The 13,797-nt window shown below is 59.2% G+C and carries 13 protein-coding genes and 1 riboswitch; of the genes, 9 read left to right on the top strand and 4 right to left on the bottom strand.

What is annotated here, in order from left to right; genetic code table 11:
- Positions 1 to 26 precede the first annotated feature (26 nt).
- Both cimA and rarD read left to right on the top strand, forming a co-directional pair.
- Positions 27 to 1,622 carry a citramalate synthase gene (cimA, locus tag RBB49_RS22240; protein ID WP_306145096.1) on the top strand — a complete coding sequence of 532 codons (1,596 nt, stop codon included), beginning with the start codon at positions 27 to 29 and terminating at the stop codon, positions 1,620 to 1,622.
- 28 nt (positions 1,623 to 1,650) lie between these two features.
- Positions 1,651 to 2,562: an EamA family transporter RarD gene (gene rarD, locus RBB49_RS22235; protein WP_306145095.1), complete on the top strand. Its 912-nt coding sequence runs from the start codon at positions 1,651 to 1,653 to the stop codon at positions 2,560 to 2,562.
- A 30-nt stretch (positions 2,563 to 2,592) separates the two neighbouring features.
- On the opposite strand, the gene RBB49_RS22230 is transcribed toward rarD, so the two are convergent.
- Together RBB49_RS22230 and RBB49_RS22225 are read right to left on the bottom strand one after the other, a co-directional pair.
- Entirely contained in the window at positions 2,593 to 3,831 is a 1,239-nt protein-coding gene (locus tag RBB49_RS22230; RefSeq protein WP_306145094.1) for a diguanylate cyclase, read from the bottom strand.
- Between the two features lie 149 nt (positions 3,832 to 3,980).
- Positions 3,981 to 4,616 carry a TIGR00730 family Rossman fold protein gene (locus RBB49_RS22225; protein ID WP_306145093.1) on the bottom strand — a complete coding sequence of 212 codons (636 nt, stop codon included), beginning with the start codon at positions 4,614 to 4,616 and terminating at the stop codon, positions 3,981 to 3,983.
- Positions 4,617 to 4,805: 189 nt separating this feature from the next.
- Here RBB49_RS22225 and RBB49_RS22220 point away from each other — a divergent pair, with 189 nt between their 5' ends.
- The 3 genes from RBB49_RS22220 (at position 4,806) to RBB49_RS22210 (ending at position 9,064) form a co-directional block, all read left to right on the top strand.
- Complete coding sequence (locus tag RBB49_RS22220; RefSeq protein ID WP_306145092.1) at positions 4,806 to 6,542, top strand: LysM peptidoglycan-binding domain-containing protein; 1,737 nt, start codon at positions 4,806 to 4,808, stop codon at positions 6,540 to 6,542.
- Positions 6,543 to 6,681: 139 nt separating this feature from the next.
- A complete protein-coding gene (locus tag RBB49_RS22215) occupies positions 6,682 to 7,074 on the top strand; it encodes a helix-turn-helix transcriptional regulator (protein ID WP_306145091.1) in 393 nt (130 codons plus the stop codon).
- A gap of 142 nt (positions 7,075 to 7,216) precedes the next feature.
- Positions 7,217 to 9,064 (top strand): ABC transporter ATP-binding protein/permease, encoded by a 1,848-nt coding sequence (locus RBB49_RS22210; RefSeq protein WP_306145217.1) that lies wholly within the window; start codon positions 7,217 to 7,219, stop codon positions 9,062 to 9,064.
- A gap of 44 nt (positions 9,065 to 9,108) precedes the next feature.
- On the opposite strand, the gene RBB49_RS22205 is transcribed toward RBB49_RS22210, so the two are convergent.
- Both RBB49_RS22205 and RBB49_RS22200 read right to left on the bottom strand, forming a co-directional pair.
- Entirely contained in the window at positions 9,109 to 9,543 is a 435-nt protein-coding gene (locus RBB49_RS22205) for a 6,7-dimethyl-8-ribityllumazine synthase (RefSeq protein WP_306145090.1), read from the bottom strand.
- 70 nt (positions 9,544 to 9,613) lie between these two features.
- Positions 9,614 to 9,757, bottom strand: a riboswitch (FMN riboswitch).
- A 102-nt stretch (positions 9,758 to 9,859) separates the two neighbouring features.
- Positions 9,860 to 10,051, bottom strand: a complete 192-nt coding sequence (locus tag RBB49_RS22200) for a hypothetical protein (protein ID WP_306145089.1) — start codon at positions 10,049 to 10,051, stop codon at positions 9,860 to 9,862.
- Positions 10,052 to 10,146: 95 nt separating this feature from the next.
- Here RBB49_RS22200 and RBB49_RS22195 point away from each other — a divergent pair, with 95 nt between their 5' ends.
- From RBB49_RS22195 to RBB49_RS22180, 4 genes are all read left to right on the top strand, one after another.
- On the top strand, positions 10,147 to 11,064 hold the full coding sequence (locus RBB49_RS22195; protein ID WP_306145088.1) for a LysR family transcriptional regulator: 918 nt from the start codon (positions 10,147 to 10,149) through the stop codon (positions 11,062 to 11,064).
- 188 nt (positions 11,065 to 11,252) lie between these two features.
- Positions 11,253 to 11,957: a phosphatidylserine decarboxylase gene (locus tag RBB49_RS22190; protein WP_306145087.1), complete on the top strand. Its 705-nt coding sequence runs from the start codon at positions 11,253 to 11,255 to the stop codon at positions 11,955 to 11,957.
- Positions 11,958 to 12,031: 74 nt separating this feature from the next.
- The gene (locus tag RBB49_RS22185; RefSeq protein WP_306145216.1) at positions 12,032 to 12,838 is read left to right on the top strand and encodes a phosphatidylcholine/phosphatidylserine synthase; all 807 of its coding nucleotides are present in this window, start codon (positions 12,032 to 12,034) and stop codon (positions 12,836 to 12,838) included.
- Positions 12,839 to 12,929: 91 nt separating this feature from the next.
- Positions 12,930 to 13,679 (top strand): SDR family oxidoreductase, encoded by a 750-nt coding sequence (locus tag RBB49_RS22180; protein ID WP_306145086.1) that lies wholly within the window; start codon positions 12,930 to 12,932, stop codon positions 13,677 to 13,679.
- Positions 13,680 to 13,797: the final 118 nt, after the last annotated feature.

The following is a 13,797-nucleotide window of genomic DNA, read 5'->3' as shown; positions in this document are numbered from 1 at the left end:
AGTCGCATGACAGCCAGGAAACGCACATGACCAAGGAACGCCTCTATCTTTTCGACACGACGCTTCGTGACGGCGCCCAGACCAGTGGGGTCGACTTTTCGGTCAACGAGAAGATTGTCATTGCGGAACTGCTGGAACGCCTCGGTGTCGACTATGTCGAGGGAGGCTATCCTGGCGCGAATCCCGGCGATACCGAATTTTTCAGTGAAAAGCGGACCAAAGAGGCCCTTTTCACGGCTTTTGGCATGACCAAGCGTGTCGGGCGGTCAGCCGCGAATGATCCCGGGTTGCAACAGGTGCTGGCCAGCCGGTCGGATGCCTGCTGTTTTGTCGCAAAGGCCTGGGACTATCACGTCGAGATCGCGCTGGGATGCACCAACGAGGAAAACCTGGACTCCATCCATGACACGGTCGAAGCCGCAGTCGCAGCCGGCAAGGAAGCCTTGATCGACTGCGAGCATTTCTTCGACGGCTACAAGGCCAACCCGGACTACGCGCTTGATTGCGCACGCACTGCCTATCAGGCGGGTGCGCGCTGGGTCGTGCTTTGCGATACCAATGGCGGCACGCTGCCGGACGAGATCTACCATATCGTTTCCAAGGTGCAGGAGGTGGTTCCGGGAACGCATCTGGGCATTCACACCCATGACGACACGGGGCAGGCGGTCGCCAATTCTCTCGCGGCGGTCGACGCCGGTGTGCGCCAGATCCAGGGAACACTGAATGGTCTGGGGGAACGCTGCGGCAACGCCAATCTGGTCACCCTGATCCCGACGCTGAAGCTCAAGAAAGCGTTCTCGGACCGGTTCGAGATCGGTGTCAGCGACGAACAGCTTGAGGATATCACCTCTGTTTCCCATGCATTCGATGAAATCCTGAACCGTTCGCCGGACAGGCAGGCACCTTACGTAGGTGAAACCGCGTTCGCCACGAAAGCGGGAATTCACGCCTCTGCGATCCTCAAGGATCCGCAGACCTATGAGCATGTCGCGCCGGAAGTCGTGGGCAATCAGCGCCGTGTTCTCGTCTCCGACCAGGCGGGCAAGAGCAATCTGCTTGGCGAGCTCTCGCGCGTCGGCATCGAGGTCGACAAGGCGGACCCGAAACTTGACCGGCTGCTTGCGCTGGTGAAGGAGCGCGAGTCCGAGGGCTACGCCTATGAAGCAGCAGACGCCTCCTTCGAATTGCTGGCGCGCCGTGAACTCGGCGAGGTGCCGCGCTACTTTGAAGTCAGTTCATTCAAGGTCATGGTCGAGCGGCGGTTCAACGCGATCGGTGATCTCATCACGGTGTCGGAGGCAGTCGTCAAGGTCGATATTGACGGAGAAACCCGCATGTCTGTTGCCGAAGGCAACGGCCCGGTCAACGCGCTGGACATGGCGCTGCGCAAGGATCTCGGCAAGTATCAGGAGGCGATCGCGGGGCTGGAGCTGGTCGACTACAAGGTTCGTATCCTGAACGGCGGCACGGGCGCGGTCACCCGTGTACTGATAGAAAGTCACGACGCCCGCACACAGCGCCGCTGGTTTACGATCGGGGTCTCGCCAAATATTGTCGACGCGTCCTTCCAGGCCCTGGTCGATTCCATCACATTCGCCTTGTTGAAGGCGGACAGCGTCTGACTGCACGGACGCGAGAAAGGCAACACACATGTCTCAGCCGGTCTCTGAAGCCGAGGCACAGGCGGAGTTTCGCCAGGGCCTGCTTTTCGGGCTTGCCGCCTATGTGATGTGGGGCTTTTTTCCCGCCTACTACAAACTCACCGATAGCATTCCAGCCGATATCGTCGTCTCGCACCGGATCGTTTGGTCGATCCTGTTCGTTGGACTGTTTCTTTATCTGCGCGGCCGCTGGCAGGAAATCGGCGAAGCGCTGAGACAGCCCGCCGTCCTCGTGCGCCTGATGGCATCGTCCACGCTGATCGGCATCAACTGGCTTGTTTTCGTCTGGGCCATCGAACAGGAACGCGTGCTTGATGTGTCCCTGGGATATTTCATAAACCCGCTGGTGAGCATCCTCGTTGGTCTGGTCGTGCTTCATGAACGGCTTTCCAAAGGGCAGGGCATTGCTGTCGCGGTCGCAGCGGTTGCTGTTCTGATCCAGGCGGCTCTCGCTGGAGGTGTTCCCTGGGTGTCCCTGATCCTGGCATTCAGCTTCGCCGGCTACGGTTATGTCCGCAAGGTGACGCCGGTCAAGGCGACGCCCGGCATGTTCATTGAAACCCTTTTGCTGTTTCCTCTGGCAACGGGCTACCTGCTCTACCGCCTCGGTGAGGGGGCAGATGCGTTTGTCCTTGATGACATACCGGTTCTCATCGCCCTTGTCGGTACAGGCATCATTACGGCACTGCCGCTCACGTTCTTTTCAGCAGCCGCGCGCCGTCTCCCGCTTTTCATGCTGGGCCTGATGCAGTATCTGGCGCCGTCGCTGCATTTCCTGATGGCGGTCTATGTCTGGAACGAACCGCTCGACCCGGCGAAACTGCTCACATTCGCAATGATCTGGGCGGCGCTGGCGGTGGTCACGCTGGACAGCTGGAAACGTTACGCGAACGCGCGCTGAACGGCGGGGGGCAGGACGCTCGATAAGGGGCTAAGAGCCGCGTCCCGAGCGTTTTGCGGAGTAGAGATTGAGGTCCGCGACCTTAAGGCTTTCCGACAGATCGCCGCCAAGCAACGGCGCAAGACCGACGCTCGTTCTGATATTGAGTTTTTGCCCTCTGTGTTCGACAGGCGTGTTCTGAACGTCTTCCAGAAGGGCAGCCAGACGGTCATTGGCAGCTTGTTCCGACTGGTTCCGGAGCAAGACGCAGAACTCGTCACCGCCAAGGCGAATGGCAAAATCGTCATTGCTTGCGAATCTGGAAAGACGCCGCGCGAAATTTTTCAGGACCGCATCGCCGAAGTCATGCCCGTGATTGTCGTTGACGCTTTTGAAGGAGTCGAGATCCATGAGCACAAGCCAGTTTTTGGTGCCTGCGCTCGGAACCCAGGACTGGATTGCCTTTGCCTGGTCTTCAAGAAGAAAACGCCGGTTGTAAAGTCCGGTCAGCGCATCCCTCATGGCCAGGTTGTTCAGTTCCTCGATGCGGTAGATATAGGCGAGGTTCTGCGAAATCCTGAGAAGGAGTTCTTCAGGTGAGCAGTTCTTGTCGACAAAGTCTGCCGCGCCGTATTTCAGGAACCGGACGCGGTTGTCGGAATTGGTCACGGCCGACATGCCGATGATGCCGACCTGTTCCCGGCTGTGATTGCGCCGAACGGCCTTCAGAAACGCAAAGCCGTCCTTGCCTGGAAGAAAGTAGTCCGCCAGAACCAGCTTTATGTCCTTGTTTTCTTTCAGGCAGTCGAGAGCTTCGTCGGTGCTCGCAGCCTGATAGACCTTGTACATGTGCTTGGAGACAATTTGAGCAATGGCCTGCCTCTCCACGGTCGCGTCATCCAGCACCAGGATGCCGATACCAGGATTTTTCGAAAGCCGACGGATCAGGTCGGCAACATAGTCAAGGCTGCCGGGCGAGTCTTTCAGGACGTAGTCTATGACGCCCTTTTGCAGCATTTTCTTGCGTGTTTTCGGATCGAACCGGCTCGTGAACACGATCGTCGGGATGTTCCACTCGTCGCACAGGTCAACGATCTCGCCATCGGGGGCATCCGGCAGCGTGAGATCAACCAGCGCAAGGTCCGGCTCACCGATGGGCAGGTTCAGGCAGCTTTCCGCCTCCGCGTAGTTGCGTGCGACCATGATTTGATGACGGCCGACGTCATGCAGTTTTTTGACGATCGCCTTTTCGAAAAACGATGCGTCTTCAACGAGGAGGGTGGTTTGCATGGGAACGTCCGGAGCGGGCGGGTTTGGAGAAGTCTACTCGTGCGGGGGAAGGACTTCAACTTCCCTGGCGGCAAGGCCTGCTGGGCAGGGCATTGTGCGTGCCCAGTTTTTGAGCACAGGAAGCCCTGCGTCGCTATCAGTAGAAATACTTAGAAATCCGACACCTCGGCCACGGCGTCCGTCTCTTCCGGCACGCGGCCCGTGATCGATGCCCGCAGCATCGGCAGAATGTCTTCAACCTTCTTGGCGACCAGATAGGGCACCTCGGTATCCGGCCTGATGTATCCCTGGGCGCGCATGTGATTGAGCAACTCCAGCAAGGGGGACCAGAAGCCGTTAATGTTTGCCAGGGCGACGGGCTTCTTGTGCTGGCCCAATTGTGCCCAGGTCATCATCTCGACGGCTTCTTCGAGCGTGCCGATACCGCCCGGCAGCGCAATGAACGCATCGGACTTCTGGAACATCAAATGCTTGCGCTCATGCATGTCCTCGGTGATGACGAGGTCTTCGAGCGTCTCAAGCATGACTTCGCGTTTTTCCAGAAACCGCGGGATGATTCCGGTTACCGTTCCTCCGGACTCAAGGGCGGCGTTTGCCACCGTCCCCATGAGACCGACGGATCCTCCGCCATAGACGAGTCGCAGTCCTGCTTCGGCGATGATCTGGCCGAGCCGCGTTGCGGCCGCTTCATGTGCGGGGTCCGAGCCGAAGCTGGAACCGCAATAGACACAGACGCTTGTAAGTTGATTTTGAGAAACCGTATTCATGACGCAAAGATGTGGCATTCAGATCCCCTAAAGGTCAAGCATTCTGTTTTGAGACCTTTGGGAAACAAGCAGGATTTCTTGCCGTGCCCTCAAAAGGGGGCTATGGATGGACAGCTAATTAAATGTGACAGGGGCAGATGCTGCGCCGGCATGTGACATGCGCATGAAGCCGTGTCGCTTGCGCGCAGGCCTTCTGACGGGAAAGCAATGAGCAAGAACAATCTGGTTCGCACTGCAGTTGTTGCGGTACCGCTCGCAATAGTGGCGATTGCAGGTGCCTATTTTTACAAGGACGTCTTCTTTGCGCCTGAGCCGGAAGCCGTTGACACTGCGCAGAAACAAACGAACACCGAAGCCAAGTCAGAAAAGAAAGAAGTGCAGGCTTCTGCGCCGGCAAAGGAAGACGCAGGACAGTTGACCGGCGCAGCGGAACCGGCTTCCCAACCGCAACAGGCCGAGGTGGAAGCCGACCCGGTTCCGGTGCCGCCGGTCAAGGGGCCCAGCTTTGACGTCGTCGGTGTAGAACCGACCGGTGAAACCGTGGTCGCTGGCCGGTCCGATGCCGGGGCGATGGTCGCCCTGACGGCCAATGGCGAAGTTGTCGGCAAGAGCATCGCCAACCAGGCGGGGGAATGGACGATTATCCTCGAGGAACCGCTCAAGCCCGGCAACTATGATGTCGGCCTGGAAGTTCACGACGAGAAAGGCGATTCAATCGAGGAGTCCGAACAGCGTCTTGTCGTGTCGGTTCCCGAGGGTGGCAAGGAACAGCCGCTTGTGGTCCTGAACTCGCCGGATGCGCCCTCCAATATCCTGCAGAAGCCGGCAACGGGTGAGTTGATCGCCGAACTTCCGGCCGCGCAGGGCACGGAACAGTCCGCAACAGACAGTGGTGGAACACAACAGGACGAAGCGGTGGTGGCCGCATTGCCGGCCGATGCAGGCAACGGCACGGCAGCGGACGGATCGGCGCCGGCCGGCCAATCTGCGCAGACGGAAGCTCCCGTTACGCCGTCGCCGGCACAGGAAACGGCCGCGCAGTCGCAGCCGGCCTCCGGAAGCGGTGAAAATGCTTCTGCACCTGCCACCACTGCGGCGGCGCCGCGACAGGACGGAACCACAGAAACGGCCGCTTTGACCCAGGGCCAGACCGCATCGCCATCAGCTGAAACGCAGGCGCAGGCCAACGAACAGACGAGTACCGCACAGACAGATCAGTCTGTTGCCGCTGCCCAGCCTGGGGCCGCCGCCCAATCCGCTGATGGCACGGTTGGTGGTGCGCAGACGGCGGCAGGCGAAGTCAGCGGCAATGGCGTCCAGCAAGAACCGGAAACACAGGCTGCAAGTGCGGCGGTGGCACAACCACAACAACAAGCCGCGGCAAACAGCAATCCGTCCATTACGGTGGAGGCTGTCGAATCCGAGCCGGACAAGGTTTTTGTTGCCGGAACCGGAAAGCCCGGATCGTCGGTCCGCGTCTACGTGGGTGAAGACTTCCAGGGCGAAGCCAAGGTCAATTCAAGCGGCAGGTGGCTGGTGCAGGGAACCAAGAACGTGCCGGAAGGCAATGTCGAGGTTCGGGCCGATCTGATTGCGCAGGATGGTGACACGGTCGATGCACGTGCTGCCGTGACTTTCGAAAAGGAACAGGACAAGCAGATTGTTCTCACCAAGGTGGTCGCGACAGGAACGGGAAGTGGCCAGGGAAGCCAGGGTGCCGATGTCCAGAAAGCGCTTCCGGTTGTCATCATCCGCAAGGGAGACAATCTCTGGCGAATCTCGCGGCGTCTTTACGGCGATGGTGTCCGCTACACGACGATCTATCAGGCAAACCAGGACCAGATCAGAGATCCCGACCTGATCTATCCGGGTCAGGTTTTCCTGACACCCGAGGGCGATGTGAACTGGCCGGACGGGGAACAGGACACATCCAACAGGGGATGACGACGTTCCTTTAGCCTTTTGAACATTGGCAGGGAGGCTTTTCAGCCTGCCTGCCAATTTCGTTTGAACCACTTGCTTTTTCGCAAACTCATCGCATATCTACGATGAAACACGGTTTTGTGAGAGAGGGAGTGGTTTGATGAGCGAGACGGGCGCACCGTCAGGAAAATCCTGTGGTTCCAGCGCGGAATGCTTGTCAAACTGCGAAGAGCTGGCCGCGATTTTCCGCGCACTCGGGCACCCGGCAAGACTTGCGATCATCAAGCAGTTGGCCATGCGCGATGAAGCCTGCTGTGGTGAAATCGTCGATCACCTTCCATTGGCGCAATCGACCGTTTCCCAGCACCTTCAGGTGCTCAAGGATGCGGGGCTTCTGGTCTGCGATGCGCGCGGCCGGAATTGTCACTATTTCCTCAACCACGACATGCTGCGCCGGGCGGAGGGCTTCTCGGAGGACTTCTGGAAAGAACTGAACGCCTTGAAGACGCCTACGGATCGAGCCGTGCATTCGGCGAAATTGAAGATCGACTAAAGAAAGCGGGTCGCTTTCCGTGGCCCCGGAGAAAAAATTGACAGATCAATCAGCCACCTCGCCGCAAGGGTCCACCGACGCGGTCAGAGGCAGCCAGGATCCTCAGGCGCCGAAAGTTGTCAGCGCGGACGAGGGCAACACGCTGTCGACACTCGGCAATTTGTGGCCCTACATCTGGCCGTCCGACAGGCCCGATCTGAAAAGGCGCGTCCTCCTTGCGCTTTTTGCACTCATCATCGCGAAGATCGTGACGGTGTTTTCGCCCTATTTCTTTGCCTGGTCGACCGACGCGCTGACGGGCACCGAAGTAGGGCTTCCGGCTTTCCTGGTTGCGCCCGTCATGCTTGTCCTTGCCTATAACGCAGCGCGCTTTCTCGCCGTCGCGTTCAACCAGTTGCGGGATGCCCTTTTTGCGCGCGTCGGACAGCATGCCGTGCGCCAGCTGGCCATTCTGACCTTCCGGCATCTGCATCAGCTTTCCCTGCGGTTTCATCTGGCGCGGCGGACAGGCGGCCTCAGCCGTGTGATCGAACGCGGGGTCAAGGGAATAGAATCGATCGTTAGGTTCACGATCCTCAATGGCGTCCCGACTGTTTTTGAATTTGCCATCATGGCGGCGGTCATCTGGTACCAGTTCGGCTTCTTCTACGTTATCATCGTCGCCGTGATGATCGTTGCCTATGTCTGGTTCACGATCAAATGCTCGAACTGGCGGATCGGGATCCGCCGGGAAATGAACGAGAGCGATACCGATGCCAATTCCAAGGCGATCGACAGCCTGCTGAACTTCGAGACGGTGAAGTATTTCGGCAATGAGAAGATGGAAGCGGCACGCTTTGACGTCTCCATGGCAAAATACGAGAAGGCGGCGACAAAGACCTGGACATCTCTTGCCTGGCTCAACCTTGGGCAGGCGGTGATCCTGAGTATCGGCATGGCGGTCTGCATGGCGCTTTCGGCGCGGGCGGTCATGTCAGGTGAACAGAACATCGGCGACTTTGTCCTGATCAACGCGCTGTTGATGCAGATTTCGATCCCGCTCAACTTCATCGGCTTCTTGTACAGGGAGATCCGGCAGGGTCTCGCAGACATTGAATCCATGTTCGATCTGCTGCTGGTTCCGGCCGAAATCAAGGACAAGGACGGTGCCGAGCCGTTGAATACGGTGGGTGGCAAGATCGCCTTCAAGGATGTGAAGTTTCACTACGATCCGGATCGTCCGATTCTCAAGGGCGTTGATTTCGAGGTGCCGGCCGGCAAGACGATCGCAATCGTCGGTCCCTCGGGTGCCGGGAAGTCAACCATATCGCGCCTGTTGTTCCGGTTTTACGATGTCACCGGCGGCGCCGTTGAAATCGACGGCCAGGATCTGAGGGACGTCACCCAGGAAAGCGTGCGCCATGTGATCGGAATGGTGCCGCAGGATACGGTCCTTTTCAACGACACCATCGCCTACAACATCCGCTATGGTCGCCCGGACGCGAGCGAAGAGGAAGTGCGCGAAGCCGCCCGCATGGCGCAGATCCACGATTTCATCGAAAGACTGCCCAACGGCTATGCATCCGAAGTCGGGGAGCGCGGGTTAAAGCTGTCCGGCGGCGAGAAGCAAAGGGTCGCAATTGCGCGCACGATCCTGAAGGCCCCGCCAATCCTCATTCTTGACGAGGCGACATCGGCGCTTGATACCCACACGGAACGGGAGATCCAGTCCGCCCTGGATCAGGTCGCGAAGAACCGCACCACGCTGGTGATTGCGCACCGCCTGTCGACGGTGGTGAATGCCGATCAGATCATCGTGCTTGAAGCAGGGGAGATCGCCGAGCGCGGCACCCATACCGAACTTCTGGACAAGAACGGACTTTATGCGTCGATGTGGGCACGTCAGCGCGAAGCCGACGAGGCCGAGGAACGTTTGCGGGCAGCACGGGAAAACGACGAGCTTGGAATTGTCACACGCGGCAGAACCGCGGACTACATCCCGGCGAAGTAGCGGAAACCCGGGAAGGAGCGTGCTGCTCCTCTCCGGGACCTGACTCAGGCGCTCAACTGTTTCCGGAATGCGCTGATCTGAAGCGCGGCCTTGGCCGCCTCGCGGCCCTTCAGCACGAAATGCTCTCGGTAGATTGCCGTATGATGGTCCGTTTCCTGGAAATGGTGCGGTGTCAGCGAGACGGACAGGACCGGAACATCCGTTTCAAGTCCCGCCTGCATCAGGCCCGTCACGACAGCCTGCGCAACGAAGTCATGCCTGTAGATGCCGCCGTCAACAACGAGTGCCGCGGCTGCGACAGCTGCATACTTGCCCGTTTTCGCAAGGCTTTTTGCCGCAAGCGGCATTTCAAAAGCACCGGGAACCTCGAACACATCGATTTCTTCGGCGGGAATGATCTGTTGAAAGCCTTCGAGCGCCTGATCGACGATGTCGGAATGCCAACCGGCCTTGATGAAGGCATAGCGGGTGTGTGTCATTGGTGATCTCCCTGTTTGCGACACGTCACCCAAGGCGATCACGAGCGGCCCGGATCATGGCGATCCGAGCGCTGTTTCTCTTTCATCCGGACTGTAACCGTCGGCCCAGGCATCTCACCTGATCTGCTTGACCCTTCCGCTTGGAAGGCGCTCGCGGGCTCGCAGCACACTGCATACCGCCGGTGGGGACTTTCACCCCGCCCTGAGAATGCCGCCTATGTTGCAGGCGGCGCGTCTCATGACAAGCTTCCAATTTCAAAAAAAAACAGGTGTGCCTGATGGCCGGATTGCCTGACGATAGGGTACTTTCTTGCAATCAGGCTGCACGGTCGGTCGTCCGTGCGCTTTCTTCAGCAACACCGATGTCGTTTGCTGGCGCTTTTTTCCGGGCTTGCCGGTTCGGAGCGCCACCGAAGAGAAAGTTCGTTACAGCTCTTGCCAGACCTCTCAGCTCCTTGTTGCGGGCAGCGCGGGCACGTGTTTCGTAGATGTTGCCGGTGTGGATCATGACAGGCTCCTTTTGTCTGTGGAGGCTTTATCTCATGTTGCGAGCTTTCGAAGAATTGGGGTAATCTGGAAGATATCTTTCGAAAGTTTCGAATAATGCGACTCGATGATCTGAAGTTCTTCAAACGTGTGGCCGAGCTCGGCAGCCTGTCTGCCGCGGGCAGGGAGTTCGGCCTGTCACCGTCGGCGGCCAGCAGCCGGTTGAGCAATCTTGAAAAGGAGCTCGGTTCCCAACTCGTTGCCAGAACCACGCGGCGCACTGGCCTGACCGAGGCGGGGCAGGTGTTCCTGCGTCACACCAGCAATGCCCTGGGTGAAATGGACCGCGCACGCGCACTGATCGACGCCGCGGAAGACGCTCCGCGCGGCATGCTTCGCATGTCGCTCAACGTCTTTTTCGGGCGAAAGCATATCCTGCCTTACCTGCCAGAATTCAGGGAGTTGTATCCGGAGGTGAGGCTCGAAGTCGACATGACCGACCGGATCGTCGATCTGGTTGCGGAAGGCTACGACATGGCGATCCGCGGCGCGCCGTTGCCTGACTCAAGCCTGATCGCCCGCAAACTCGGCGGCAACCCGCGTGTTCTGTGTGCAAGTCCCGAATACCTGGAACGCAAGGGTATCCCAAGGTCGCCGGACGATCTGCGCAATCATGACTGCGTCGGCTTCGACCCCATGCCCGTCTGGTACTTCGAGGGACCGGAAGGCGAGATCGCCTATCATCTCGAGGATCCTGTCATTTCCGGGGACAGCGGTGATTTTGCCTATGACGCTGCAATTTACGGTCTTGGCCTCACGGTTAAGTCACTTGCTCACGTCTGGGAAGATCTGCGGGACGGCAGGCTCGTTGCCGTGATGGAAAACTATCCGGTGGCCCGGACGGGGAACATCTATGCCGTCTATCCGCCTGCCAAATTCATCCCGCCCAAGGTCACGAAGCTGGTTGATTTCCTGATCTCCAAATACGGCCGCCCGGCCTATTGGGAAATGGACTATCGGAAAGCGGCGGAATAACCGGTTTCTCTCTGCCCGCTTTTCAGAAAAACCGCAGGAAAGTCAGTGCGTACAGGTTCTCATTGCCCCAAAAAGCCTCTAGAAGCGGGGAAGCATAGAAGCGCAAGGAGGGCATTTCCTGAAGCGGGTTTCTCAGCCTTGCCTCGGGACTGCATTCGTTGTCCTCACCCCGAATTCGGAAGATCCTGATGTCGATTGTCGATTCCGTCACCAAATCCTTGGTCCCGATCCATCGGGAGGGTTGGCCGTTCATAGCCATTTCGCTCGTCGCGACGCTGGTTGTCGGTTGGTTCATCGACCCTCTGTTCTGGATCGGGCTCTTTATAACCGGCTGGGTCTGCTATTTTTTCCGCGACCCGAAGCGGGTTACGCCGGTGGGCGAGGGACTTGTGATTTCGCCCGCAGACGGTGTTGTGAGCCATGTCGGTCTTGTCAGGCCTCCGCAGGAACTGGAAATCGGCAGCGAACCGCTGATGCGTGTTTCGATCTTCATGAACGTGTTCAACTGCCATGTGAACCGCGCTCCCGTTGGCGGCAAGATCGAGCGCGTGGCCTACAGGGCAGGGAAGTTCCTCAATGCCGAACTCGACAAGGCCAGCGACGACAACGAGCGCAACGGTCTCGTCATCAGCATGGGCGAAACCCGGATCGGCGTCGTGCAGATCGCCGGGCTGGTCGCGCGCAGGATCGTCTGTTTCGTGCGCGAAGGCGAAACGCTTTCAGCCGGAGACCGCTTTGGCCTGATCCGCTTCGGATCGCGCCTGGATGTCTATTTTCCTGCCGAAACACAGCCGAAGGTGGCGCTCGGGCAAACCATGATCGCGGGGGAGACTGTCCTCGCGGATCTTTCGCAACCCCAGGCGCCGGCCCAGGCCCTGACGCGTGTGAGTTGAGGCAGACCGTGGCAGAGAGCAAGGACAGCAGCGCCGACAAGAACCGCAAGACGCCGCGGTTCCGGCGCGTGCCCATGCGGCTCATCGTGCCGAACATGGTCACGTTGCTGGCGCTCTGTTCAGGATTGACGGCGGTGCGCATGGCCTTCGACGGCCGCTGGGAATTCGCGGTCGGCGCCGTCATCCTTGCAGCGGTTCTGGACGGCCTGGACGGCCGTGTCGCGCGCCTGATGAAGGGCACCTCGCGATTTGGCGCGGAGCTTGATTCTCTCTCCGACTTCGTGAATTTCGGCGTTGTTCCGGCGCTGATGCTGTATCTGTGGCTGCTCAAGGATGCGGGCAATCTTGGCTGGATTGCTGCCCTGATCTTCGCAATCTCGATGGCCTTGCGGCTGGCCCGTTTCAATGTTGCGCTGGATGATCCGAACAAACCGGCCTGGACGTCGCGCTTCTTCACGGGCGTTCCGGCACCTGCCGGCGCGCTGACCGTGCTGCTGCCGCTTTACCTCGATTTCCTTGGTTTGTTTCCGCACTGGTTTGCCGACGCCGCATTCGTTGCGGCCTATACGGTCGGCATCGCCTTTCTGGTGATCAGCCGGCTGCCGACCTTTTCAGGAAAGACGCTTGGCACCAGGGTTCGTCGCGACTACGTCCTGCCCCTGATCGTGGCGGCCGTCCTGATCGTTGCACTCACCGTCAGCTATCCCTTCCGCATGGTGGCGGGGGCCGCCGTGCTTTATCTGCTGGCGATCCCGTTTTCCTGGCGCGCGCACCGCAAGCTCGTCATGGCCGACGAGAACATGGCTCTCGATGACGACGGCGACGAGTGCGACACGGATCTCGACAACATTGCCGACCGGGACAAGGATCACGGCGGCTAGACACGCGATTCCGAAGCGGCCTCGCAAATCGGGTTTTTTCCGGACAGTTTCAGGTTCACTTAGAGCGCCTCACAATTACGAGGAGCTTGATGTGTTAAGCGGAAAGACGATTTTAATTACCGGTGCCAGCAGCGGGATCGGTGCGGCGGCTGCGCGCATGTTTGCACAAGAAGGGGCAAATCTGGTTCTGGCTGCAAGGCGCGGGGACCGGCTGGAAGAGATCAGGAAAGCCCTGCCGGAAGCCAAATCCCGCATAAGGGTTTTCGCCGGCGATGTCGCCGATCCAGGATTTGCCGAAAGCTCGGTCGGCGCAGCCATGGACACTTTCGGGCGACTGGACGGGGCGTTCAACAATGCCGGAATGCTGGGCGACATGGGGCCGGTGTCTGACCTGAGCCTGGAGAACTGGAACCAGGTTCTGGCCACCAATCTCACCAGCGCGTTCCTGGCTGCAAAGCACCAGATCCCGGCCATGGCCGGATCGGGGGGCGGATCGATCGTGTTCACATCCACATTTGTCGGTCATACGATCGGCTTGCCGGGCATGTCGGCCTATGCGGCGTCCAAGGCAGGGCTCACCGGACTGACGCAGGTGCTTGCCGTTGAGGGCGGACCGCAGAACATCCGCGTCAATGCCCTGCTGCCGGGCGGCACCAAGACCGAGATGGCAGGCGATGACCCGGCCTTTCACGACTATGTCGCCGGACTGCATGCCCTGAAGCGCATGGCCGAACCGGAAGAGATCGCGCGGGCAGCGCTCTTTCTGCTGAGCGATGCCGGTTCCTTCGTCACCGGATCTGCGCTGCTCTGCGACGGCGGCAACTCCATCACAAAGGCGTAGCGTACCGGAGTGTTCCGGCAGTGCTCTAGGTCATACGTTCATAAATCAGGCCGCAATGGTATGGATGAATTTGTTCGGATACGAGGCGCAAAGCTGCCGGAAACCGTCCGGTTTCCAA

Source organism: Roseibium sp. MMSF_3412, from assembly GCF_030733265.1.
Lineage (GTDB): Bacteria > Pseudomonadota > Alphaproteobacteria > Rhizobiales > Stappiaceae > Roseibium.
Note: the sequence above shows the minus strand (reverse complement) of the source record. Positions and strands in the feature narration are given on the sequence as shown.

Coding starts and splice junctions, on each gene's coding strand:
- cimA (WP_306145096.1), top strand. CDS start 27: ATGACCAAGGAACGCCTCTATCTTTTCGACACGACGCTTCGTGACGGC.
- rarD (WP_306145095.1), top strand. CDS start 1,651: ATGTCTCAGCCGGTCTCTGAAGCCGAGGCACAGGCGGAGTTTCGCCAG.
- RBB49_RS22230 (WP_306145094.1), bottom strand. CDS start 3,831: ATGCAAACCACCCTCCTCGTTGAAGACGCATCGTTTTTCGAAAAGGCG.
- RBB49_RS22225 (WP_306145093.1), bottom strand. CDS start 4,616: ATGCCACATCTTTGCGTCATGAATACGGTTTCTCAAAATCAACTTACA.
- RBB49_RS22220 (WP_306145092.1), top strand. CDS start 4,806: ATGAGCAAGAACAATCTGGTTCGCACTGCAGTTGTTGCGGTACCGCTC.
- RBB49_RS22215 (WP_306145091.1), top strand. CDS start 6,682: ATGAGCGAGACGGGCGCACCGTCAGGAAAATCCTGTGGTTCCAGCGCG.
- RBB49_RS22205 (WP_306145090.1), bottom strand. CDS start 9,543: ATGACACACACCCGCTATGCCTTCATCAAGGCCGGTTGGCATTCCGAC.
- RBB49_RS22200 (WP_306145089.1), bottom strand. CDS start 10,051: ATGATCCACACCGGCAACATCTACGAAACACGTGCCCGCGCTGCCCGC.
- RBB49_RS22195 (WP_306145088.1), top strand. CDS start 10,147: ATGCGACTCGATGATCTGAAGTTCTTCAAACGTGTGGCCGAGCTCGGC.
- RBB49_RS22190 (WP_306145087.1), top strand. CDS start 11,253: ATGTCGATTGTCGATTCCGTCACCAAATCCTTGGTCCCGATCCATCGG.
- RBB49_RS22185 (WP_306145216.1), top strand. CDS start 12,032: ATGCGGCTCATCGTGCCGAACATGGTCACGTTGCTGGCGCTCTGTTCA.